Source organism: Saccharibacillus sp. CPCC 101409, from assembly GCF_030518235.1.
Lineage (GTDB): Bacteria > Bacillota > Bacilli > Paenibacillales > Paenibacillaceae > Saccharibacillus.
The window spans coordinates 58788-81098 of the sequence record NZ_JAULSA010000001.1 but is presented as its reverse complement, the minus strand read 5'-3'; the positions used below and the strand labels follow the sequence as shown (position 1 = coordinate 81098).

At 59.5% G+C, this 22311-nt stretch carries 18 protein-coding genes; 2 read left to right on the top strand and 16 right to left on the bottom strand.

Annotation, left to right across the window (positions count from 1 at the left end; all coding sequences use genetic code 11):
* Positions 1-96: 96 nt before the first annotated feature.
* The 15 genes from QWJ34_RS00370 to aroD form a co-directional block, all read right to left on the bottom strand.
* A complete protein-coding gene (locus tag QWJ34_RS00370) occupies positions 97-768 on the bottom strand; it encodes a LytR/AlgR family response regulator transcription factor (RefSeq protein WP_302725067.1) in 672 nt (223 codons plus the stop codon).
* Positions 769-1084: 316 nt separating this feature from the next.
* A complete protein-coding gene (locus QWJ34_RS00365) occupies positions 1085-1876 on the bottom strand; it encodes a CPBP family intramembrane glutamic endopeptidase (RefSeq protein WP_302725066.1) in 792 nt (263 codons plus the stop codon).
* A complete protein-coding gene (locus QWJ34_RS00360; protein ID WP_302725065.1) occupies positions 1869-2399 on the bottom strand; it encodes a helix-turn-helix transcriptional regulator in 531 nt (176 codons plus the stop codon). Before QWJ34_RS00360 ends, QWJ34_RS00365 begins: the two co-directional genes overlap by 8 nt.
* A gap of 486 nt (positions 2400-2885) precedes the next feature.
* Positions 2886-4070, bottom strand: a complete 1185-nt coding sequence (locus QWJ34_RS00355) for a M20 metallopeptidase family protein (RefSeq protein ID WP_302725064.1) — start codon at positions 4068-4070, stop codon at positions 2886-2888.
* 69 nt (positions 4071-4139) lie between these two features.
* The gene (locus QWJ34_RS00350; protein WP_302725063.1) at positions 4140-5000 is read right to left on the bottom strand and encodes an ABC transporter permease; all 861 of its coding nucleotides are present in this window, start codon (positions 4998-5000) and stop codon (positions 4140-4142) included.
* Positions 4993-5898 (bottom strand): ABC transporter permease, encoded by a 906-nt coding sequence (locus QWJ34_RS00345; RefSeq protein WP_302725062.1) that lies wholly within the window; start codon positions 5896-5898, stop codon positions 4993-4995. Before QWJ34_RS00345 ends, QWJ34_RS00350 begins: the two co-directional genes overlap by 8 nt.
* Positions 5895-7208: an ABC transporter ATP-binding protein gene (locus tag QWJ34_RS00340; RefSeq protein WP_302725061.1), complete on the bottom strand. Its 1314-nt coding sequence runs from the start codon at positions 7206-7208 to the stop codon at positions 5895-5897. Before QWJ34_RS00340 ends, QWJ34_RS00345 begins: the two co-directional genes overlap by 4 nt.
* Positions 7208-8317, bottom strand: a complete 1110-nt coding sequence (locus QWJ34_RS00335) for an ABC transporter substrate-binding protein (RefSeq protein WP_302725060.1) — start codon at positions 8315-8317, stop codon at positions 7208-7210. Before QWJ34_RS00335 ends, QWJ34_RS00340 begins: the two co-directional genes overlap by 1 nt.
* A 244-nt stretch (positions 8318-8561) precedes the next feature.
* Positions 8562-10739: a hydantoinase B/oxoprolinase family protein gene (locus QWJ34_RS00330; protein WP_302725059.1), complete on the bottom strand. Its 2178-nt coding sequence runs from the start codon at positions 10737-10739 to the stop codon at positions 8562-8564.
* Complete coding sequence (locus QWJ34_RS00325) at positions 10736-12793, bottom strand: hydantoinase/oxoprolinase family protein (RefSeq protein WP_302725058.1); 2058 nt, start codon at positions 12791-12793, stop codon at positions 10736-10738. Before QWJ34_RS00325 ends, QWJ34_RS00330 begins: the two co-directional genes overlap by 4 nt.
* 510 nt (positions 12794-13303) lie before the next feature.
* A complete protein-coding gene (locus tag QWJ34_RS00320) occupies positions 13304-16000 on the bottom strand; it encodes an AAA family ATPase (protein ID WP_302725806.1) in 2697 nt (898 codons plus the stop codon).
* Between the two features lie 46 nt (positions 16001-16046).
* Complete coding sequence (locus QWJ34_RS00315) at positions 16047-17327, bottom strand: class I SAM-dependent methyltransferase (RefSeq protein ID WP_302725057.1); 1281 nt, start codon at positions 17325-17327, stop codon at positions 16047-16049.
* On the bottom strand, positions 17309-18121 hold the full coding sequence (locus QWJ34_RS00310) for a nucleotidyltransferase domain-containing protein (RefSeq protein WP_302725056.1): 813 nt from the start codon (positions 18119-18121) through the stop codon (positions 17309-17311). The genes QWJ34_RS00315 and QWJ34_RS00310 overlap by 19 nt, the downstream gene beginning before the upstream one ends.
* 255 nt (positions 18122-18376) lie before the next feature.
* Positions 18377-18934, bottom strand: a complete 558-nt coding sequence (locus QWJ34_RS00305; RefSeq protein WP_302725055.1) for a hypothetical protein — start codon at positions 18932-18934, stop codon at positions 18377-18379.
* 257 nt (positions 18935-19191) lie between these two features.
* Positions 19192-19950 carry a type I 3-dehydroquinate dehydratase gene (aroD, locus tag QWJ34_RS00300; protein ID WP_302725054.1) on the bottom strand — a complete coding sequence of 253 codons (759 nt, stop codon included), beginning with the start codon at positions 19948-19950 and terminating at the stop codon, positions 19192-19194.
* Between the two features lie 274 nt (positions 19951-20224).
* On the opposite strand from aroD, the gene QWJ34_RS00295 reads away from it, so the two are divergent.
* Both QWJ34_RS00295 and QWJ34_RS00290 read left to right on the top strand, forming a co-directional pair.
* Positions 20225-20425, top strand: coding sequence for a helix-turn-helix transcriptional regulator (locus QWJ34_RS00295; protein WP_302725053.1), 201 nt, complete (start codon positions 20225-20227; stop codon positions 20423-20425).
* Positions 20426-20428: 3 nt separating this feature from the next.
* The gene (locus QWJ34_RS00290; RefSeq protein ID WP_302725052.1) at positions 20429-20815 is read left to right on the top strand and encodes a hypothetical protein; all 387 of its coding nucleotides are present in this window, start codon (positions 20429-20431) and stop codon (positions 20813-20815) included.
* Positions 20816-20966: 151 nt separating this feature from the next.
* Here QWJ34_RS00290 and QWJ34_RS00285 read toward each other — a convergent pair whose 3' ends face one another.
* Positions 20967-21860 (bottom strand): L,D-transpeptidase family protein, encoded by an 894-nt coding sequence (locus QWJ34_RS00285; RefSeq protein WP_302725051.1) that lies wholly within the window; start codon positions 21858-21860, stop codon positions 20967-20969.
* Positions 21861-22311 lie beyond the last annotated feature (451 nt).

The following is a 22311-nucleotide window of genomic DNA, read 5'->3' as shown; positions in this document are numbered from 1 at the left end:
AGAATTTAGACAAAAGAAAGTATATTCCTGACAACGCAAAAATGATATGGATTTTCGTCGTTACGAATACTTCTTTACAAAAGACGGAATTTATGTTCAGATTTGAACAATTCGGTTCCTCGGCGCATAGTGCGCAAGTTCGCGCAGCACCTCCGCTTTCTTTTCGGACGAGATCAGCGCGGGCTGTGCGTAATCTTCGAAAAAAAGGTCTTCCCCGTCGATCCGGACCGCGTGCGGCAGATTGACCAGAAAAGAACGGTGGGTCATCATAAAAGACTCATTTTGCAAACTGTTCCGGTACGCTTTGAGCGAGATGCGGGTCGAAAACCGGCCCTGCCGGGTATGTACGATCACGTCCCGGTTCAGCGATTCGATAAACAAAACGTCCGATGAATCCAGATAAACGATCTCTTCGTTGACGACCGGAATCTCCGATTTTCGCGAAGACTGCGCCGCAGGATTGCCCAAATACCGCCGCAGCCGAAGTTCGGCCTGCTGGATCTTGAACGGCGTCAGCGGTTTCTGGATAAACTCCACCACGTTCAGCCCGCCTGTGTAAGGATGATAAGGCAGCGAAGAAGCGAGCAGGATAACCGGGATATTCCGCGCGGCCGTCTCCCATTCGGGCGAAACGAACGATCCGTCGATCCCGGTATCCAGCAGCAGCGCCGAAAAGTCTCGGCGTTCGCGCAGCAGCTGCCTCAACTCGAACGCATTGCCGATCGCCGCGCCGACTTTCAACAACGAGTTTTCTTCGATTTCTTGCACAATTTTTTCCTGCTGCCGGGGACCGCCATACGCAACCGTGATCCGGCGAATCGCATTTATACTCATACCTTTTTTAATAGACACTTCCTTTACGATAATTTACGACTTCTCTGGTTGAATATCCCTATTTTAGTACGCAAAATTCAAAGGTCAATCTATACAAAATCCACATTTTACATAAATAAACAGAATGCTTGCTCGATACCTAACTAAACTTTTATGGAAAAAGCAAGCAGTCAAAAAAGAGCCTCCCACCTGCCCGAAGCGGCAGTATAAGAGGCTCTTTTTGCTGTGCGATCTTGGGGGCTTTCCGAAGTTACAAAACCGTTCCCGTCGGCGCGATCATCGCGGCTGCCGGACGTTTTTTCATCGAGGCGATCAGCCATGCGCACTGCGCGGCCAGGATAACCAGGACCACGACGTCGGCGGGAATGTATTCGGTCTGCACGCCCAGGAACTGGATCAGGTTGTGCAGGAAATGGAACGCGATCAGGGGCAGGATATTCCCGTTCTTGAGCAGCAGCAGCGCCAGGGCGCAGCCGACGAGCAGCGCGTACAGCAGTTGGAGCAGCGTCGCCGCCAGGCTTTGACCGGACAGCGCGTTCAGCACATGGGTGATGGAGAACAGGATGCTGGAAGTGACGATCGCGGCAACCGCGCCTTTTTTCAGCATCGTTTTGAAGATCAGTCCGCGGTAGACCGTTTCTTCGACGAAGCCGACCAGCAGGGTGAAAAAGAGGAAAAACAAAATCTCCTGGATCGTCAGCGGACGAAAGCCTTTGAACGAGATCGCGACCAGCACGGCCAGCAGCGGCAGGTAGTAGATATAGCCGGATTTCGGAATGCTTTTGAGCGAGCGGAATCCGTAGTAGCCCCATCTTCTGCGCAGCGTCATGTAAACGATCAGCGCCAGCGCGATCGGGATAAAGGAAAGCAGTACCGGCGCGGTATAGCTCAATCCTTTCAAAGTGGCGTATGTACCGGCGGCGGCGACCGCGACCATCAGCAGCAGTTCGATGACGACGACGGCCCAGACCGGGCGACGCTGGGAAAACGTAAGCTTGCCGGACTTCGTTGCGTTCGATGCGGATGTTTGAATGTCAGTCATTTAGATTCATCCTCTCTTTGATCTGCGCGATCCATTTTTGTTCCATCTCATAATGCTTCAAGCCGTAACTCAGCACCGATATGCGGTAATAATAATCGTCGGGGTTGTCGATCTGCTCCAGCTCTCCGGCCACGATTCCCTGTACCGCTTTGATCTGTCCCATCTTGCCGCGCAGTCCCGCTTCGTATTCGGCCAGACGGAACTGCCTCGTTTCTTCATCCAAGTAATCGTAGAAAAAGATCTTGATCAGGTGCGCGTTGCGCGTGCCTTCCAGCGGTTCTTGGAGCCAGCTTATAAATTCGGCCCGTCCCGGTTCTTCGATCGTGTAAATCTTCTTGTTCTTGCTGTCTTCCAGTTCCGTTAAGCTGACCATGCCTTTGTCCGTCAACCGTCCGAGCGCCGGGTACAAACTGCCGAAACTCGCTTTGTAGAAAAGGCCCACCGAACTGTCGATCACTTTCTTGATATCGTATCCGCTCATCGGCTGCTGCATCAGCACGCCCAGAGCTACCTGCTCCAGCATTTTTTCAGCCTCCCGTTTATTCGAACCGTTTCAGATTTATATCTAAACGATATATCTATTTGATACGTTTAATATAGACTCGATGCGAGGGTTCGTCAATCCTTTTTTTGGTTTTTCTCAAAAAAAGACTTCGATACCGGGTTGACCGGGGTTCTCGGTCTTAGGATGTCAAGAAAGTCCTATTCGTATAAGAATCGTGTGTGGGCTGCGGGAGAAATTCGTTGCGGTCGCGTGTTGAAACCAGGAAGATCGATTAGATTCCAGTGGAATCTTCCCGGTTTCAAAGGCGATCACTATCGTTCCTTCACTGAATTTCTCCCTCCGCTTATTCGGTTTTTATAAAAATCAGACTTTCTCAACATATTAAGACCCCGAATACCGGCGTTCCGGTATCGGGGTCTTTTTTTGAGTTTTTTTGGTGGGTGGAGGAGCGGGCCGCCTTGGTTTCGGCGGCCGGAGGATAAGAGATCGGGCTTACTTTGAGGATTAATGCTCGAGCTGCCATTGGTCGACGAGGGCCAGCCAGAAGCGTAAAGCGGTTTTCATGCCGTCTTCGTCTACGGTAAAGCGGGGGTGGTGGTGAGGATAATGGCTTTCTTTGGCTTCGCTGCGGGCGCCGATGTAGATAAAGGCTCCGGGGATTTGTCGGGTATAGGCGGCGAAGTCTTCGGCGCCCATTGTGGGTTTGGAGCGTTCGATCGAAGCTTCGCCGAACTGCGAGACGGTCACGCGTTCGGCCAGGGCGACCAGGGAAGCGTCGTTGTAGAGCGCCGGATAGCCTTTTTGCACCGACAATTCGACGGAAGCGCCGTGCGCTTGGGCGATATGGCCGGCGGTGTGGCGGATGCGCCGCAGCAGGTCTTCGCGCAGCTCCGGGTCGAACGAACGGACTGTGCCGCCGATCTCGACTTTTTCCGGGAAAACGTTATACGCTTCGCCTCCGCGGATGCGGGTGACGGACAGCACGGCCTGCTGCATCGGGTCGGTCTGGCGGGCGACGATATGCTGCAAATTGGCGATCACCTGGGCGGACGCGGCGATCGCGTCGGCGCCGTGATGCGGGTAAGCGGCGTGGCCTCCGTTTCCGCGCACGGTCAGATCGAAATTGTCGGTCGCGGCCATTACCGCGCCCTCGATCAACCCGATCCTGCCCGTGTCCAGCCAGCTCAGCAGATGCAGGCCGAAGATCGCGTCGACGCCGTCCAGCACGCCGGCTTCCACCAGTTCCTGCGCGCCGCCGGGAGGCGTTTCTTCCGCGTGCTGAAAGATCAGACGCAGCTCGCCGCGCAGCGATTGACGCTCGGCCGCCAGAATCTGTGCCGCGCCCAGCAGCACCGCCGCGTGCGAATCGTGTCCGCAGGCGTGCATGACGCCGGGACGCTCGGACGCGAATTCGAATGTGTTTTCTTCATGGATCGCCAGCGCGTCGATATCTGCCCGCAGCGCCAGCACCGGGCCGGGCCGGCCGCCGGACAGGCGCGCGACTACGCTGGTCGGCGTCGGCCGGGACAGCTCGAACCCGCCGATGTTCTCCAGCGTTTCGTAAATGTAGCGGGACGTTTCGTGCTCTTCGAACGACAGCTCGGGATAGCGGTGGAAGTGCCGCCGCCATTCCCTGACGCGGGCATCGGTTTCGTCCGCGCGGGACAGCCATTTTTCAAGATTGCTCATTCGGGTACCGCCTCCTTGCAATGAATTAACGAAGCCCGATAATCCGCGAGAATTATCGGGCTTCGAAGCTTACATGACTTTGGTCAGGCCGATCGTCCGGTCGATCACGATCAGCGCCGCGACCGCCAGGACGATAAAGATCACGGAGATCGCGTTGACCGAAGGGTCGAACGTCTGGTCGATATAACCGAAGATCCGTACCGGGACGGTGATCGTCTTCGGCGAGGATACGAACAAGCTGATCGAGACTTCGCCGAACGAAGTCACTGCCGAGAAGATCGCGCCGGCCACGATGCCCGGACGGATCAGCGGCAGCGTAATGCGGCGAAATGTGGACACGGGTCCCGCGCCGAGGCTCATCGAAGCCAGCTCCAGCTTGGAATCGAGGCTCGATACGCTGACGCTGACCGTGCGGACCACATACGGAAACGCCACGATCATATGCCCGATGACCAGTCCCCAGATCGAGTTGATCAGCCGCAGCGTCGTCAATTCGTACAGCAGCGCGATACCCAGCACGACCTGCGGAATCATCAGCGGCGACAGCATGAACGATTGCAGCAGCTGTTTGCCGCGGAACTGGAGCCGGCCGAGCGCGTAAGCCGCGCCCGTGCCCAGAATCACCGTCAGCGGCGTGACAATCAGCAGCAGCAGGGCGCTGTTCCACAGCGCGCTGTGCCACTGGCGGCTCGTAAACAGCGATTCGAACCAGCGCACCGACAAGCTTTCCGGCGGAAACTGCGGATATTCCTGCGGGCTGAACGCCGACAGGAAAATGACCAGCACGGGCACGATCAGGAATCCGTACACCAGCAGTCCGGCCGCCCAGATCGCGATCGTCAGCGGACTGATGCGGCGGCGTTTGCGCGGGCGAGGCGCGGAGCTGCCGGAAACCGAAGAGCCGTTTGCCGGGATATGATTGTCAGACATCGCGCATTCTCCCTTCCCATCGTTTGGTCGCCCAGCCGGCCAGCGCCACGAAGATGCCGACGATCAGCAGCAGCGTGATCGACATCGCGGCCGCGAGCGGCAGGTTGAACACCTGCACCGCCTGCTGGTAGATCGCCAGCGGCAGCAGCGGCTGAAGCCGCCCGCCGACGAGCAGCGGCGTGATATAGCTGCCCGCCGCCAGCGAGAATACGATCACCGCGCCGGACAGCATGCCCGGAATGGTCAGCGGCAGCGTCACGCGGAAAAAGGTGCGGATGCGCCCCGCGCCGAGAATCATCGAAGCGCGCCGCAGATTCGGCGGAATCTCGCCCATCGACGTCGCCAGCGGCAGCACGGCGAACGGCAGCATGACCTGCACGTACGCGATAATGACCGCGTTCATGTTCCACAGCAGCGACAGCGGCTTGTTGATCAGGTGCAGGTTTATCAGCACTTCGTTGACCAGACCGTTTTGCGCCAGCAGCACGATCCAGGCAAACGTGCGGATGACGACGCTTGTGAGCAGCGGCGACACCAGCAGAATATAGAAGAACGTCCGCAGCCCCCGGCTCGGCGTGCGCACGAGCAGGTAAGCCGCGGGGTAAGCCATCAGCACGCAGATCCCGGTCGTAACGAGCGCCATCCACAGCGTGGACCCGATCGTCCGCGAGTAAGCGGGCGTCGTAAACACGTCGATATACTGCGAAAAGCTGTAAGTCGGCAGCACGGTCAGCAGGCTGTCCACGTCGCGGAAGCTGAGTACGAGCAGCATGACGAACGGGACGAGCAGAAACAGCGTCAGGAAGAGCAGCGAAGGCGACAGCAGCAGCCACTGGAACAGCCCTGCGCTTGCTTTCCCGCGCTTTGCGCTTATTCTTCGCGTACCCTGTTCGCTCATAACGGACCCTCCCCGGGCAGGACCGGAATCAGGTCCTGCGGACGCCAGTACAGGTCATACACCTGCCCCGGTTCCGGCAGCGCCGGAAAGTCCGGGTCCGACGCGTGCACCGTCAGCGATCCGCTGCCGGCCAGCTCGAACCGGATGCGCAGCACGTTGCCGGCGTAGCTGACGCCGGATACGGCAGCCGGCGTACGGTTCACGCCGGCGCCTTCGCCCGCCGCGGCGACGCGGATGCGCTCGGGGCGGAGCATGAACAGCGTTTCGCCGGATTGGGGCGAAACGGCTCCGGGGGCGGACGCCGAAATCGCGGCGGAGCCGGGCGCAGCCGGCGAAGCGGAAGCGGCGGCAGGCGCGGACGCAGGCGCGCCGGAAAAGGCAGCCGCGCCGCCTTCGGGCGCGGCGAGGTCGGCGAGCAGCCGCAGCGGCTCGCCCGGCGCGGCCTGCAGCTGCGCCGCGGCGAAGGCGGCGAGGTTCGCGCCGCCTTCGCGGACGGCCGGCGCGGCATAAGGCGCCGTGCCCGCAGCGCCGAGCGGCGCTTCGGCGGGCGAGCTGCCGCCCGCCGCCGAGGCGGCCTCCGGCGCGGCCGCGATCAGGTTCACCTGGCCGATAAACTCGGCCACAAAGCGGTTCGAAGGCCGCCGGTACACGTCCAGCGGCGTGCCGAGCTGCTGGAGCCGTCCGTCGCCGAGGATGCCGATCCGGTCCGACAGGCTGAGCGCTTCTTCCTGGTCGTGCGTGACCAGGATCGTGGTAATGCCCGTGCGGCGCTGGATATTGCGCAGCTCGGTCTGCATGTCTTTGCGCAGCTTGGCGTCCAGGTTGCTGAGCGGCTCGTCCAGCAGCAGCACCGCCGGACGGATCGCCAGCGCGCGGGCGATCGCCACGCGCTGGCGCTGGCCGCCGCTGAGCTGGTGCGGCATGCGCGAAGCGTACGCTTCAAGCTGTACGAGCGCGAGGCTTTCACGCACTCTCTCCTGCACTTCTTTACGCGGGACTTTGCGGATGCGCAGACCGTACGCGACATTGTCGCTGACCGACAAATGCGGGAACAGCGCGTAATCCTGGAACACCATCCCGATCTCGCGCCGGTAAGGCGGAAGGCCGGTCACTTCCCGGCCCCCGATAAAGATCCCGCCCGTCGTCGGCTCCAGAAAGCCGGCGATCATATTCAGAAGCGTCGTTTTGCCGCAGCCGCTGGGGCCGAGCAGGGAGAAGAACTCCCCCTCGAAGACTTCCAGATCGACATGGCTGAGCGCCGTCTGGTCGCCGAACGTTTTGCTAATCTCCTGAATGCGGATTCCGCTCATTACTGCCCACCGCCCAGCGCCTCGGTCCAGCGGTTCGTCCAGTCGGCCAGGTTCGGCGTGGCGACGCTGTAATCGACCCAGGTGAGTTTCTTATACGCGTCTTCGCCGACCTGCACGCGTTCTTTGAGCGAATCGCTGTATTCCACGTTCTTGTTCGTCATGCCGTACAGGGACAGATCCGAGAATTTCTTCTGCACGTCCGGGCTGGACAGGTAATCGACCAGCTTGTAGGCGTTCGCCAGGTTCGGGCTGCCTTTGGCAATCGTCCAGCTCGCCACCGCGGCGACCGGACCGTCTTCCGGATACGCGAAGCCTACGTCGAGACCGCCGTCCGCCATCGCGAATGTGCGTCCGTCCCACATCGGCACGATCCACGCGTCGCCGCGTTCAAGCAGCGTCTGGATCGAACCGGCGTTGTCCGGGAACGCGACCGCGCTGCTTTTCAGCTCGGCCAGCTTGGCGAACGTCTTGTCCACGTCGGCCGCGTTGTCCGCTTTGCCGCCGAGAGCGCCGATCAGGCCGGAGAAGAACTGCAGGCCCGCCGAGTAGGTCGGAGACGAGATCGCCACATGGCCTTTATATTCTTCGTTCCACAGGTCGGTCCATTTGGTCGGAGGCGTCTGCACCAGATCTTTGCGGTAAGCCAGGCCGAGCTGCCCCATGCTGAAGCCCGCCGCGTAAACACTGCCGTCTTTGGTAAAACGATCCTGCACCGACGGATACAGATCCGCCAGATTCGGCACGTGCTCGGTATCGAGCGGTTGAAGCAGGTTGGCCGCCGCCGCGCGTTCGATCGTATCCGGCTGGAGCACCAGCACGTCGTAACTCGGATTATTGCCGTTCGCCGCTTTCAGTTTCGGGAACCATTCGGCGTCCGTCCCGGCGACGACTTCCACTTTGATGCCGGTGTCTTTTTCAAACTGGTCCAGCGCCGCCGAGCGGATATTTTCTTCCCACGCGCCGCCCGAAACGCCGATGACGACCGTATCCGTGGCTTTCGGCTCTCCGCCGTCCGCGCTCTGCGTGTCGCCCGCCGCGCCGCAGCCCGATACCGCCAGTGTCAAACTCAATGCCAATGCGGAAAACGACCATTTTTTCTTTAAACGCATATAAATGCCCCCTCGAATAGGAATAAGATGAATGAACGAATGAATGAAATAGCGTCTAACGGTCTAACGGAACACAGCGCCGCTATTTCACTCTTTTGGGCCTCTGCGGAATTCTAACGGAACGAGGCGCGCTTATCGGGTCGAAAAAAACGGCCGCAAGCCCGAAATCCGACGATTAGCGCTCCTGAGTTCCGTTAGCTTCCGCGCAGCGGCGTAAACGGCGGATTAGCGTCGGCCGGTTCCGTTAGAGCCGGCTGCCCGCCGATGCGGCGGCCGCGAATTCGGCCCAGACCGCGCGGACTTTGTCCGCGTCCAGCGCGTCTTCCGGGTACAGCTCGGCCGCGCGTTCGTGCACCCGCTGCTTGCGCGCCGCGCGCTGCGTCGGCGGAAGTTCATAAAGCAGCCGCGCCAGCTCGTCGCTGGCTTCCGGCGTCCAGACCGCCTCGTAAGCAATCCGCGCCGGACCGAAGTCGATCCGCGTCTCCGGAGCGGACGACTCCGTATCGTCCGCCGTGCGCGCGGACGCCGAACCTTCCGTCAGCCGCACCGTGCCGGCGTTTTCCCCGCCTTCGCGATCCGCACTGCCGGCCGCCCCGCCTGCTTCTTGAGACGGTGTTATCCCAAGCTCCGGCTTGCCGCCGCTGCCAGGCCGAGCATCGCGCTCGGCCGCAAGGCGACCGCGCTCCGCTTCCGTCGCGGCGGCGTCGACGTCCCAGTCCGCGCCTGCGCGGACCAGCGCCACGCCGTACTGCGCCAGCGCCGCGTCCGGCGCGATCAGGCCGGCTGCGACATCCGACGCGACCCGCGACGGATGTCGCAGCAGCGGGTCGCCCCAGCCGCCTCCGCCCGGCGACAGGATGCTGACCACGTCGCCCGGCTGCGGATGCAGCACGCTGATCTTCGGCAGCTGCCGCTCCTGCGGCGTGCCGGGATTCAGCACGACGCGGCCCAGCGAGCCGGCCGTTCCGCCGGCAAGGCCCCACGGATGGAAGCGAAGCCGCTCCATGCCGCGGGCGGTGACGATCGAGTTCTCGCGCACGATCTCGAAGTCGAGCCGGATCGCTTGTCCGCCCCGGCTCAGCCCCGCGCCGGCTGTGTCCGGCAGGAATTCGTAACGTTTCACCAGGATGTCGATATGCTGCTCCAGACTTTCGATCGGCGTGTTCTTCAGGAAGCCCGACGCATGGTCGATGCCGTCCGCGCCGTCCATATCGCTCTGGCCGCCGCCTCCGCCGCCTCCGCCGCCCATCGGCTGCACGACCGCCATATTGCGCGTCCCGGTGTCCGCGTCCGGCGTGGACAAGACCACAATCGCCGACTGTCCCGCGCCGGCCGCCGGCACCCGTTCGGGTATCGCCTGCGCCAGCGCGCCGAGCACCACGTTATACATGCGCATCGTGATCGTATGCCGCACGCCGACCGCCGCCGGATACACCGGATTGACCAGCGTGCCGACCGGCGAGATCACCGAGATCGGCCGCGTGATCGCGCCGTTGGCCGGAATAAACGGATCTTCGCTGATCATGTAGTTGATCAGTCCCTGGTACAGAAACGAGTGCTTCTTGCCGTTCGTGACCAGATTGAACGCCGTTCTTACCTGCGGATCGCACTTCGTAAAGTCGAGCGTAATGCTCCCGTCGTCGACGATCACGTCGACCGCCAGCCGCACCGGCGTATCGGACAGCATATCGTCGTCCAGATAGTCCGCGAAAGTGTAGGTACCGTCCGGAATCTGCCGGATGACTTTGCGCGCCCGCTCTTCGCCCTGGTCCATCAGGTCTTCGATGCTGTCTTTGACCGCCTGCTCGCCGAACTTGCCGACCAACCCGAGCAGGCGCTGCTCGGCGGTGTTGACGGCGGCGACCATCGCGTGCACGTCGCCTTCGTTCAGCTGCGGCACGCGGCTGTTCGCATTCAGGAACGTATACACGTCTTCGCTGCGCTCGCCGCGCCGGTACAGCTTGACCGGCGGGATGCGCAGCCCTTCCTGGTGAATATCCGTCGCTTCCGGCGAAATGCTGGACGGCACCAGGCCGCCCACGTCGCTGCAGTGCACGAACGCCCAGGCGTAGGAAATCAGTTCGCCGTTCGAGAAAACGGGCTTGAACACATGCACGTCGGGCAGATGCGTTGCCAGTCCGTCCGTCGTGTACGGATCGTTGGTAATCACGATATCGCCTTCTTCCAGCGGCCCGACCGACTCGACGGCTTTCGCCACGCTCAGTCCGAGGAAAATGGTGACGCCGACCGTTTTCGGATACACGTAGAATTCGCCGGAAGGAGCCGCCAGCGCCGTCGCAAAGTCGGCGGATTCCTTGACGAACGTCGTGAACGACGTCCGTTCGATGATATGTCCCATGCCGCTTGCGATCGCGTTGTAATAACTGCGCATAATCTCAAGCGTTGCCGGATCGGTTCTCATGCTTCCGCCTCCTTTTCCAGAATCAGATTGCCCGCGCCGTCCGTGCGTCCGGACCAGCCGGGCAGCACGACGATCGTCGTATCGTCCTGCTCCACGACCGCCGGCCCCTGGATCGTGTGGCCGGCCCGCAGTCCGCCGCGCGCGTAGACGGCCGCGTCGTATTCGCGGCCGCGGATCAGAGTGCGGCGCGTGCCGGAGGATACCACCGCGCTTTCGGCCGCGCCGATCGTCGCAAGCTCCGGCTTGCGCACATGGCCGACGATGCGCGCCCGCAGATTGATCAGCTCAAGCTGCGCGCCTGGATCGCTGTGCCCGTACTGGCGGCGGTGCAGATCGTGGAACTGTTCTTCAAGCCGCGTATAATCGGCGTCTTCCAGCAGTTCCGGCGCGACCGGCAGTTCGATCTCGAACGCCTGGCCTTTGTAGCGGGCGTCGAGCGTGTAGTAAATCGTCCGTCCTTCGATGCCCGGCGCGTCCTGTGCGTCCAGCCATTCCCCGGCCGAACGCGCAAGCCCCGCGTAATGTCCGCCGAGCTGCGCAAACGGCACGTCGGCGGCCAGGCGCTGGAGCGACAGCACCGCGTCATGCGCAAAGTCCGCCGTCAGCGCGCCGAGCGCGCACAGCGTGCCCGGATTCGGCGGGATCAGGACGCTGCGCGCCTGGATCTCGTCGGCGAGGAAGTTGGCCGTAACCGGTCCTCCTCCGCCGAACGCCAGCAGGCTGAAGTCGCGCGGGTCGAAGCCGTGCTGCTCCATGACGGCGCTCAGCTCCGCGTACATATTGGCGATCGCCACCTGGATCATCCGATCGGCCGCGCTCCGGGCATCCATGCCCAGATGCCGGGCGATCGGCTCCAGCGCGGTCAGCGAACGATCCGCGTAGAGCTGCACGTTTCCGGCCGCGAAGCGGTCGGGGTTCAAATAGCCGCAGACCAGAAAAGCGTCCGTCAGCGCGGCCAATTCCCCTTTGCCGTAGCAGGCCGGTCCCGGATCGGAGCCGACCGATTCCGGGCCGACTTTGAGCAGGCCGCCGTTGTCGATCCAACCGTACGAGCCGCCGCCCGCGCCGACCGAATACATCGACACCGCAGGCAGCGGGATCGGTAGACCGGCCAGATGGTTGCTCTGCGAAAAAGTCGGCTGCCCGTCTTCGATAATCGAAATATCCGCGCTCGTTCCGCCCATATCGAAGGTAATCACATTGCCGATTCCCGCCGAGCGGGCGGCCTGCGCCGCGCCGATGACGCCCGCGGCCGGACCGGAGAACAGCGTCCGCACCGGCGCCTGCGCCGCGGACCGAATATCCATGATGCCGCCGTTGGACTGCGTGATAAACGGCGTGCTCGGCACGCCCTCTGCGTTCAAGCGCTCTTGCAGCGTGCTAAAGTATCTCTGCACATTGGCTTGAATATACAGGTTCGCCGACGTCATGACGGCGCGTTCGTATTCCCGCATCTGCGGCCACAGCGCCGACGACGCCGAGACGTCCAGTTCGCCGCCGCTCCACTGCGCCAGCAGCTCCGCCGCCCGGTTCTCGTGCGCCGGGTTCTTGTAGCTGTGCAGGAAGCAGATCACGACGCCCGTCGCGCCGCTTGCGCGTATCTCGTCCAGCGTGCTGCGCAGCTTTTCTTCGTTCAGCTCCGTATGCACCGAACCGTCGTGCAGCAGCCGCTCCTCGGCGGTAAATACTCTTTCCCGCGGCACCAGCGGTTCCGGCAGGCGGGAACGAAAATCGTACGGAACCGGCAGCCGCAGCCGCTGAAGGTTAAGCATATCGCGGAATCCTTCGGTGACGAGCAGCGCGATCTTCGATCCCCTGCGCTGAAGCAGCGTATTGAGCCCGATCGTCGTTCCGTGCACGAAGTATCCGATATCCGAAGGGGAAATCCCCTGTCTTTTCAAAAGTTCAAGCCCGTTGGCGATACCCTGCGCCGGATCGGCGGGTACGGTCGGGGTCTTGAGCGTAATCATTCGGCCGCTGCTTTGTTCGAGTACGGTCAAATCGGTGAAGGTGCCGCCGATATCGATACCGAGTCTCCAATTTCGGCTGTCCAATTGTGTAACCCCCTATTTCTGTATCCCAGCTTTTTTTAATTCCTTTATAATAGACTAACTTTATCGGAATTATAGTCCAACCAATCGCGCAACACAACTTTTTTCACTTGTTTTCGTCAAATTTCAGCAAATACCCCTATTTTTCTCCCTCATTTTCCCTATACATAAAAAACCTGATCTTTCATCCAGCGAATTTCGTATAGAGTTTATTTGGATTTGCTGCCCGGCTATTCGTTCGGAAAAGTCCTGTTCTTCGTCTGCGTTTCCTCTTCGGTTATGCGCGCTTTATTGTAAGCGTTTAATAACCGGCACGACAAAAACGCCGCCGGCCCGGGCTTTTCCTGCAAACAACAGGAAACTCCCACAACCGACGGCGCTTGCTTATAGAACTGTTCTATATAGGTACTTCGACGGAGAGTCCGGTTCCGAAGCGGCCGGTTTGGCTCTTTTGCCGGATTCGCTCTTGTTAATCCCGCTGTCTCCCGTCTGCCGGACGATGCCACCGCGCCTTTACAGCCGCGGATCGATCTCTTTCTCCCCGGCGACCTCGAACAGCAGATCCGAAGCGGCTTCCCGGTACTGCCCGTGCTCCGGCGAGATCTCGCCGATCGGCACTTCCAGCATGCGCAGGCCCAGCTTGTGCTCCTCGACCGAGGTGCGCAGCTTGCGCTGGATACTTTTCTGCTTGATCAGCTTGCCGTATTTGTGTGGAAACCGGTAATCGTAGCCGTACACGATCGTCAGGTATTCCGGATTGCGCACTTTGAGATTCGGCGCCATGCCTTCCTGCGGCAGTTCGGGCTTGATGACCACGCCTTCCATTCCGCCTTCGAGCGTCAGTTTGCCGAAAAATTCGGCCGCGAGCTCGTAAGCGTCCGGCTGCGTCAGGTCCAGCTTCAGGAACACGTCGTCCGACAGGAATTCGTACAGCTCGGACTGGCCGCGGTTCAGACCCGGCTGCTCTTCGCGGCCGTCTTCGTACACGATCTTGAGCAGGCCGAACGGTTTGTACTCGGCTTCGCCTTCTCCGGCATACAACTCGAGCTGACGTTTGTAGACCGCATACGCTTCTTCATGCGTGTCCAGCGGCATGCGCGCCTGCCGGATCTCGTGCACGTATTTGTAGTTCTGGTATGCGCCGTTTCCGTACTTGTCGATCAGCTTGCTTTTGGACACGTGGATGCGGTCGCGGTCGAAGCCGCTGGCGTCGTATTCTTCGGTCAGGCGGTCCAGCGCCTGTTCGAAGCCCTGCTCCCGCAGGAAGTCCAGCTCGCTGCGCAGCGCTTCGCCGATCGGCTTGAACTGCCGCTCGATCAGCCCTTCGCCGAGCGTATGCCACGGCATCAGTTCGCCGTCGAGGATCAAGATCGCGATCCCGTGCTTCTCCATATATCCGCCGAAGCGTTCCAGCAGCTTATCGTAGATATTCGTCAGATCGGCGCCTTTGATCTTGTAGCCGTTGCGGCTGACCGCGAAGCTGTGCTCCGCGTCGCGGTGCAGGTACAGGTTGCAGCGCGAGCCCATGTACTTGGGCTGGAGCACCACTTCGTCCGCGCCGTGGCCGCGGAAGTAATCCAGTCCGCGGCGGAGCGATTCCAGCTCGCCGCCGTTCAGGTCTTTGTCGGCCGGCGACATGGTGCCGGAGATAAAGTTGATCTTGTGGCGCGATATATAGCGCAGGCGGCGCATATCGTCGTCGCTCAGCACGCGCGGCCGGATGCTCCGGCCCCGTTCTTCGCGGAACAGCGTCGGCAGTTCGTCCGTCACGCCGGCCGAAAGCGACTTGTGCGATTTGAAGAACGGCTTGTAGCCCATGCTGACCGCGGTCAGCAGATTGCCGTGCGCGGCGCCGGTATCCAGGTGCAGCTTGTTTCGCAGCCGGAACGCCTGCTTGGCCGCCACATGGCCGAACAGATGGTACGGATGGTTGCCGACCGCGTCCTGCTGCAGGAAAGAAAGCTGTTCTTCTTTGGCGATATCCGGCCGCAGCCGGAATGTGCGCTGATGGCGCTGCGAGTACGCGTCGAGCTTGCCGATATATTTGTTCTCGCACGGGGCGTGCGTCACATAGAAAGACGGCTGTCCTTCGCCCACGCCCACACGGCGGTAGAACGGGCGCGAAGCTTCGACCAGCTCGTCGAACTTCAAACGCAGCGCCTCGTCGCCCCGCAGCACGGGGATCGAATCGAAATAGTTGTCCAGCAGCTCGCCGTCCACGCCGTCGATCTCCCCGCGCAGGTATTTGTAGACGAAGTTCTCGTGGTTGCCTTTGACCAACAGGAAATGCTCGCGGTTGGCGTGCAGAAACTCCACGATCTCGCGCGTACGCTTGCCTTTGTCGATCCAGTCTCCGGCCAGAATAAACAGTGTCCGCGACAGCTTGTCCGGCAGGAGCAGCTTGTCGCCTTCGAACTTGCAGCCGTAGTCGAGCAGCAGCCCCCGGAGCGCGTTGACGCTCTCGTGCACGTCGCCGATCACGATATAATCGCGGTTCTGCGGCAGGACGGATGCGATATAGTCCGCTTCGTTGCCGACCGTAACGGAATAAACGGTCTTCGTTTCCTCCGCCGGCGAGATCACGAGTTTGGAGCCTTCCGCCGCCGCGGCGTCCGAAGCTTCCGCTTGTGCCGGAACGCCCGCGTCCAAGCCAATTTCCGGCACGACCGGTTCGCCGAAATCTTTCGCCCGCACCCGGTGCACGGCTTTATAGCCTTCCCCCGCCAGCGCGCGCAGCACGTCTTTTTTCAGCCGGTTGATATGGTTCGAGATCAGCCGCTTGGAGCGCTCCGACGCGTAATAATCGCTGCGTTTGCGGTAATCGAACACGATCGCTTCCACGTTGTACTGGTTCTGCCGCCCGATCTCCAGCACCCGCGCCCGGAAATCTTCGGACAATCCCGTCGTATCGACGATGACGAATTCGGCATTGAGCGGAAAGCTCGTCGCAAGCCGCAGCCGCTCGAACAGCAGCGCAAACGTCTGCTCGCTCGCTTCCAGCATCACCGAATCGTATTTGTCGTAATCGTAGCCGAGCAGTTCCTGGCGGATGCGGTCCGACGACAGCAACTGCACATTGCCACGCAGTCCGCGCTCCTCGCTGTGCAAGCGCAGCGCAGGCATCAGCACCTGCTCGGCGAATGTCGTTTTGCCGCATTCCGTCGGGCCGATCAGCATCAGGATGGTATGAACATCGGTACGGATTTCCATCGTTTTGACCGGCTGCGGCTGCGTACCGGCTGTTTGGTTCGTTATTTCAGTCATGCGCCGTTCCTCCTTTTGCCGTCAAGACGACTCCCTGCGTGGTCGAAACTCCGTCGATCCGGTCGCCGATCTCCAGCCATTCCGGTTCCGCTTCGCGGCCCGCGGCCAGTTCGCCGATCCAGGCTTTGAATTCGGCTTCGCTCATTTCCCAATCGTGGTCTTCGTGCCGCAGGCCTTCCAGCTCGTAATAGCGGTTAAAGTCGGCGTTCGGCGTCGTGATGACGAAGCGGGCGAAATCGACGCGGTCCAGCACCCGCCGCACCAGCGCCGCCGCTTCGTTTTTGCCCATATGCTCGACTACTTCCGTCAGGATCACGTCCACTCGCTCGCCGCCGTAGTTTTCCAGAAACGCGTCCAGCGAAGCAAACGGAATCAGATTGTCCAGTTCTTTGCGTTCGGCTTTTCTCACCGTTTCGGCCAGTACTTCCTCGTTCACGTCGATCGCGTAATAGCTGTAATCGTCTTTGATCCGGTCCGCATACGGAATGGCATAGAACCCTTCGCCGCAGCCGATATCCAGAATAGACTTGTCGAACGAGAGCAGATTCGTGATCGCGCTGCGCCGCTGGAACGCCGTGCCGCCGAAATCGAACTCGATTCGATAACGGTCCGTACGCTCCAATTCTTCGCGATATTTGCGGAACAGCGCGCGCGAATTAAGGAAGTTGCGGACGAACAAGCTGCGGATATAGAACGGCGCGTCGATAATATTTACGCTGCGGATATACTTTTCCAGTACAGGCTCGCTGGTGTCCATGAATTCTTTGCCGAACATCGACAGGAACATGAACAGCACGCTCGCCGCATGCAGCAGCACATACAGATTGCGGTCCGTGGTCATTTTGATCGAATAGCTCTTGTGCGCCAGGTGCGTCGTCTCGAACGTAATCTCGGGCAGATGCTTGGCGAAAAAGTGCAGATAGCGGTCGCGCTCCACATGGATCATGTTGATAAACAAGGTGTGCGTATGCCCTTCGGTATCGCGCTCGTCCGGTTTCAGGGGATGCGAGAAAAATTCGTTGATCGCATTCAGCGGAAACAGCGGCGTGTTGTAGCGCGAAACGTTGAGATACTCGAATTCCTCCTGCTCGCTGCGCTTGTAGGAAACTTCGTTGTCCGCGTCTTTGAAATACACGTTGAACGTCTGCGGATCGCCGTACCAGCCGTAGGCCAGTCCTTTGCGGATCGGGCGGATCAGCATGCCGGTGGACGGATTTTTGCGGATCAAAAAAGAAAAATCGGGGTGCGTCGAGCTTAGTTGGACGATTGCCATGTCTCCTGCTCCTTCCAGGCCGTCCGCAGCAGGCAGCGAAACAGCGGATCGAGCCGGTCGTCGACCGATTCGCCGGAGTCCGGCATGCGCGGAGCCTTTTGTTCAAAATAAGCAATCTGAGTTTCCAGATATTGATTAATAACCTCGATACGAGGTTCTTCTTTCAGTTCGATGCCGGATTTTTTGCGTTCCAGCAGCTGTTCGACCGCCGTTTTGAGCTCGCCGGGTTCCAGCAGCGTGTCTTTGAGCGTATCGAACGCCATCGGCGGCATCTCGCCGAAGCGCTCGATCCACCGGCAGGCGAGCAGCGGGCGCAGCACGTAAAAGTACTTTTTGCTGCGCACCGCCTCGCCCCGCAGGTAGTCGCGGTAATTGCCGCTCGCCATATGCAGATAATGGAACGTGCACGCTTTGGGCGAGAAAGCCGGGCCGGCCAGCGAGCGGATCGGATTCGCCGCTTCCGGTATTTCCCGATACACGATCGGGGATTGCAGCCATTCCAGCAGCGGCGGATTGCTTTTGCGGAACAGCCGCAGCGCTTTGCGCAGGTCCCAGCCGTTGATATCGAGCAGATCGCTGATCGGACGCTCGATCACGTCCCGGCGGTCGAACACGGACATATACCACTCCGGCTCGTGCACATACAGAAAACGCACGTCGTAATCGCTGTCGCGGGACGGAAATCCCCATGCCCGGCTGCCGGATTCGCAGGCGTACAGGATGCGCACATTCTCTTCCCGTTCGATGCGGGACAATTCTTCTTCGATTTTTTGCCGGACAGGGTTGGCGGTCATGGGGGTTCCTCCTCGTCTATTGTGGAGATGCGTGCTTGGGATGGTTTGGGTTGAATATATGTTATTATGCGCGGCAAAGAGAACGAGGTACACGGCGGAAGTATAGCGACTTTTGCGGAAAAAGAATACAAAAAAGCCCCGGACCGCAGTGCGGTTCGGGGCTTGGGTTACAGCCGTACATCGTTTGGTCATAGTTACTCATGCTGTTGTATCGTACGGTTATATAAGGATCGAGGCGTATCGGTCGATACCGGATTACTCGGCTTTAACAGCCGTTTCGCCGGTTACTTTCGCGCCGTCTTCCATTTTGAAAGCGTCCAACTGCTCTTGAGTCGAGAAGTACAGGTTGCCGTCCACGGTTGCGTCGACGACTTGGAAGCCGTTGGCCGTTACGTAAACGTCGCCTTTAAACGTACCGCCTTGGATACGCGCGTTTTCACTATTAACCGTCAGTTTAGGAGCGGTCAGCGTGTAGCGGTCGGTTACGTTGTGATCGGCATCCTGTGCGTACAGGGCGATTTTACGAGCCGGTTCGCCTTTATTTTCAAATTGTCCGTCCAGAACCAGATCCTGGTCGATGGTCAGGTCGTTCAGCGCGGCGATGATCCAGGTGCCGTCTTTGCTGATTGCTTTGACAAATGCGTCGTTGTCGTTAACGATCGAAGCGCTCGTTTTGGCGTCCGTTGCTTCGGTTTGCGTCGCCGCAGCCGGATTTTCCGTACCTTTCGTTGTTTCCGTCGTCGCTTCGTTGTTGCCGCATCCCGCCAGCAGCGCGAATCCCAATACCAGGCCCAAGCTTACTACTTTTTTCATGATGATTTCTCTCCCCTTTTGAATAATTCTCTTTACTGACCTCAGTATATCATAAAATTTAAAGAATAAAGTAATTTTTTTCACAAAGTTTTATCTTTTTTTTGAACGTCGCAAAATTGCGGCGCGCGGGTATGCGGGATCGGGCGAAGCGGCTGACAAAAACGCCGTGGAAAAAACGGCTCGGCCGAGCGGTTCCCGTTGTTATGTGCACGGGAACCGTTCGGCCGGCCGAAACGGCGGCAATCGCGCTCAGGCAGTCAGCCGCCGTACAGGGTCTTCAAGATGCCGCGCAGTTCGGCGGCGGCAAGCTGCCCCGGCGCGGAGGCGTTCTTCGCCGCGCCGAACGTCAGCGCGGAGCCGAACGTGCCGCCGGCGACGCGGCTGATCGCGCCCGTTGCGGCCATCGACATGGTGACGACGGGCCCGATTCCTTCGGAGTTGACCGCATAGGTCGCTTCGAGCAGCGTCAGCACATCGCCGGGATCGCGGGGCATAACGGCGATCTTCGGCACGTCGCCGCCCAGCGAAGCGGCGCGGCGCAGGCGGTCTTCGATCTCCGACTTCGGCGGCGTCTTGTCGAAGTCGTGATTCGAGACGATCGAGTAAGCGCCAAGCCGCCGCACTTCGCCGGTAAGCTCGCGCACGGCGTCTTCACCGGTGAACAGCTCGATATCGATCAGGTCGGCATGACCCGATGCCGCCGCTTCGCGGTTCATGCGCGCGTAATCCGGCAGCGGCAGTTCCCGCTGCCCGCCTTCGCGCGCGCTGCGGAACGTAAAGATCAGCGGAATGCCGCCCAGGCGTTCCCGCAGCTCCGCAAGCACGGCGAGCACCTGTTCGAGCGAGTCCGCCGCTTCGAAGAAATCGACGCGCCATTCGGCAAAGTCGAGATCGATTGCGCGCAGCAGCTCCGCTTCTTCGAGCAGCTCTTCGCGCGTGCGCCCGGTCATCGGCACGCAAATCTTGGGCGCGCCTTCCCCCAGTTTAATTCCTCTCACTTCCACGATTCTTTTCATTTCCGCTCCCGCTCCTTTCGACCCGTTTGTCGTCTCGGTTCTTACGCTTTTTACGCTGATGATTCTTCGTCCCTTTACCGTAACGCATATCCGTTCCGAACGCCAGAGGCGTTGTCGAATCGCATTGTTTCTCTGCTCGATCTACGGCTTGATCCGCCGCCTGTTTGCCACGCACCCAACCATCATGTCAAATATGTTTGACAACCCGACTCAGTCTCGTTTACACTCGTAGTGTCAAACATGTTTTACACATTTTAGAGAAAGCGGTGCTGCCGTGCAAAACCGGATTAAAGAATCGCGCGAACGGCTCGGTCTGTCCCAGGGACGATTGGCGGAGCTTTGCGATGTCAGCCGTCAGACGATCAATGCGATCGAGAACGACAAGTACGACCCCGGCCTTCAGCTGGCTTTCGATCTTGCCCGGGTGCTGGAATTGACGATGGAAGAATGCTTTATACCGAAAAAGGAGGCCTGACGAATGAAAACGCGAAAAATTTTGGGATGGATCGGCATAGCGGCGGTGCTGCTCACGATCGGCTTTACGCTGTACCGGCTGGCGGCCGGGCAGGAGATCGGGTTCGGCGAGCTCAGTTCGATCGGCATTGCTTTGATGCTGTTCTTCTCCGGCATCACCTGGGGGCTCAGAGGCGAGGAGGGCATACGCCAGGACGAGGAGTTGGGACGCCGCATTTCCGAAAAAAGCGGACTGCTGGGCTACTATATTCTGCTGATTCTGCTGTTTCTGTCCGTGCTGGGCGAGAAGCTGCTTTACGGCATCCAATCTCCTTCGCTGCTGATTCTGCTCGCCGTCGGCATATTTCTGCATCCGATGCTCGAATTTTTTCAGGTTCGCCGATATCGTTAGACAGGGACGGGAAACTGCCGAAGTCTTCGCAACAAAAAAGTCGAGGCGCTTCTCCCTTTCGGAAAAAGCGCCTCGACCAGCGGGGCGGCGAAATGCCGGACCCCGAAATCGTAATGGCGATGAATGCGGCTCAACCGCGGAATACGGCTTGTTACTTCGGCGCGATCAGCGAAACGAGATTGTCTTCGCCGTTCCATTTAACGGTATAACCCGACAGCTTGGATACGTCGCGCAGCGGCACGTAAAGCTTGTTGCCGATCAGGCGCGAAGCGGTCATCTCGACGCTCTTGCCGTTGACTTTGGCCGTCGTGCTCTTGGCTTTGTGGACAATGGTTTTTTTGCCGACGGTAGCCGTGACGGTCATGTTATTGGGATTCCAATCTACGATTCCGCCCAGCAGTCCGAAGCCTTCGCGCAGCGGCAGGTACAGACGGGAATCGATCATGAGGATCGCATCGTCCAGCTTCTGCTGTTTGCCGTTCACGAATACTTTGCCGGTAAACTTGTCGGTGGTGTTCAGCGAGTAGCCGCTGTTCGCCGCAAGCTGCTCGAAGCTCTTGTCGGACGATACGATGACGGCGTAACTGCCTTTATCCACCTGATCGTACAGCCAGCGGATATCTTCGTTGTGCATTCGGATACAGCCCGCGCTGACGTATTTGCCGATCGAATTCTCGTTGTTGTTGCCGTGGACCGCGTAAGTCGTGCCGTAGGTGCTGCCGACTTCAAGGCCGAGCCAGCGGTCGCCCAGCGGGTTCTTCGGATCGCCGCCCGCGATATGTTCCTTGTAGTAAGGGCGGTTCTTGATCTTCATCACGATCTTGAACTTGCCTTCCGGCGTCAGATCGTTCGATTTGCCCGTCGCGACCGGGAAGGTCGAGTTCAACTTGCCGTTATCGAAAAAGGCCAGCTGGTTCGTTTTCTTATTGATGATAATCAGTTGCCCTTCCGATCCCGCCGCCTGCGCGGAACCGACAAACGAGAAGCTTCCCACAATCAAGGCCAGCAGCGTAAGCACGGCCGTCCATCTACGTAAATTTTTCAATATCTTCCCCTCCTGATGCGTTATGTCTGATCCTTTTCTCTTCTTCGGACCGAACGCTTACTCTTCTTTTTAGACGCCGGACAAGTACGATTAGTTGCAGAAAATGTCGTTTTCCTTCTGCTCGACGCCCCGGCCCGAAGTGCCGCCGTTCTATTTTACCCCAAACTAAGCCGCTTGCAATTGATTCGCGCAAAAGAGTCAAAACTGTATCTTTTGCCGCCTCGCCTCCTCTTTCACCGCTTCATTTTATCGTCCGCTTATTGCGAAAAAACCGCCGAATTGTATCCGAATCGTAAACACTCCGGCGCCGGGAACGTCTTCCGGCATTGCGCGTCCGTCCTTTGCTCCATTATACGCCGCCGCGCGGGCAAACGTTTCACAAAACGTTCAACAATCCGCAAAGCGGAAGGCAGGAATCGCGCATTTGCTGTCCGCCCGCGCATAAGAAAAA

Excerpts from the sequence above, each read along its gene's own strand:
- QWJ34_RS00345 (WP_302725062.1), bottom strand. The coding sequence starts at position 5,898 with ATGAGCGAACAGGGTACGCGAAGAATAAGCGCAAAGCGCGGGAAAGCA.
- QWJ34_RS00315 (WP_302725057.1), bottom strand. The coding sequence starts at position 17,327 with ATGGCAATCGTCCAACTAAGCTCGACGCACCCCGATTTTTCTTTTTTG.
- aroD (WP_302725054.1), bottom strand. The coding sequence starts at position 19,950 with ATGAAAAGAATCGTGGAAGTGAGAGGAATTAAACTGGGGGAAGGCGCG.
- QWJ34_RS00305 (WP_302725055.1), bottom strand. The coding sequence starts at position 18,934 with ATGAAAAAAGTAGTAAGCTTGGGCCTGGTATTGGGATTCGCGCTGCTG.
- QWJ34_RS00335 (WP_302725060.1), bottom strand. The coding sequence starts at position 8,317 with ATGCGTTTAAAGAAAAAATGGTCGTTTTCCGCATTGGCATTGAGTTTG.
- QWJ34_RS00350 (WP_302725063.1), bottom strand. The coding sequence starts at position 5,000 with ATGTCTGACAATCATATCCCGGCAAACGGCTCTTCGGTTTCCGGCAGC.
- QWJ34_RS00310 (WP_302725056.1), bottom strand. The coding sequence starts at position 18,121 with ATGACCGCCAACCCTGTCCGGCAAAAAATCGAAGAAGAATTGTCCCGC.
- QWJ34_RS00340 (WP_302725061.1), bottom strand. The coding sequence starts at position 7,208 with ATGAGCGGAATCCGCATTCAGGAGATTAGCAAAACGTTCGGCGACCAG.
- QWJ34_RS00320 (WP_302725806.1), bottom strand. The coding sequence starts at position 16,000 with ATGGAAATCCGTACCGATGTTCATACCATCCTGATGCTGATCGGCCCG.
- QWJ34_RS00330 (WP_302725059.1), bottom strand. The coding sequence starts at position 10,739 with ATGAGAACCGATCCGGCAACGCTTGAGATTATGCGCAGTTATTACAAC.
- QWJ34_RS00355 (WP_302725064.1), bottom strand. The coding sequence starts at position 4,070 with ATGAGCAATCTTGAAAAATGGCTGTCCCGCGCGGACGAAACCGATGCC.
- QWJ34_RS00360 (WP_302725065.1), bottom strand. The coding sequence starts at position 2,399 with ATGCTGGAGCAGGTAGCTCTGGGCGTGCTGATGCAGCAGCCGATGAGC.
- QWJ34_RS00365 (WP_302725066.1), bottom strand. The coding sequence starts at position 1,876 with ATGACTGACATTCAAACATCCGCATCGAACGCAACGAAGTCCGGCAAG.
- QWJ34_RS00290 (WP_302725052.1), top strand. The coding sequence starts at position 20,429 with ATGAAAACGCGAAAAATTTTGGGATGGATCGGCATAGCGGCGGTGCTG.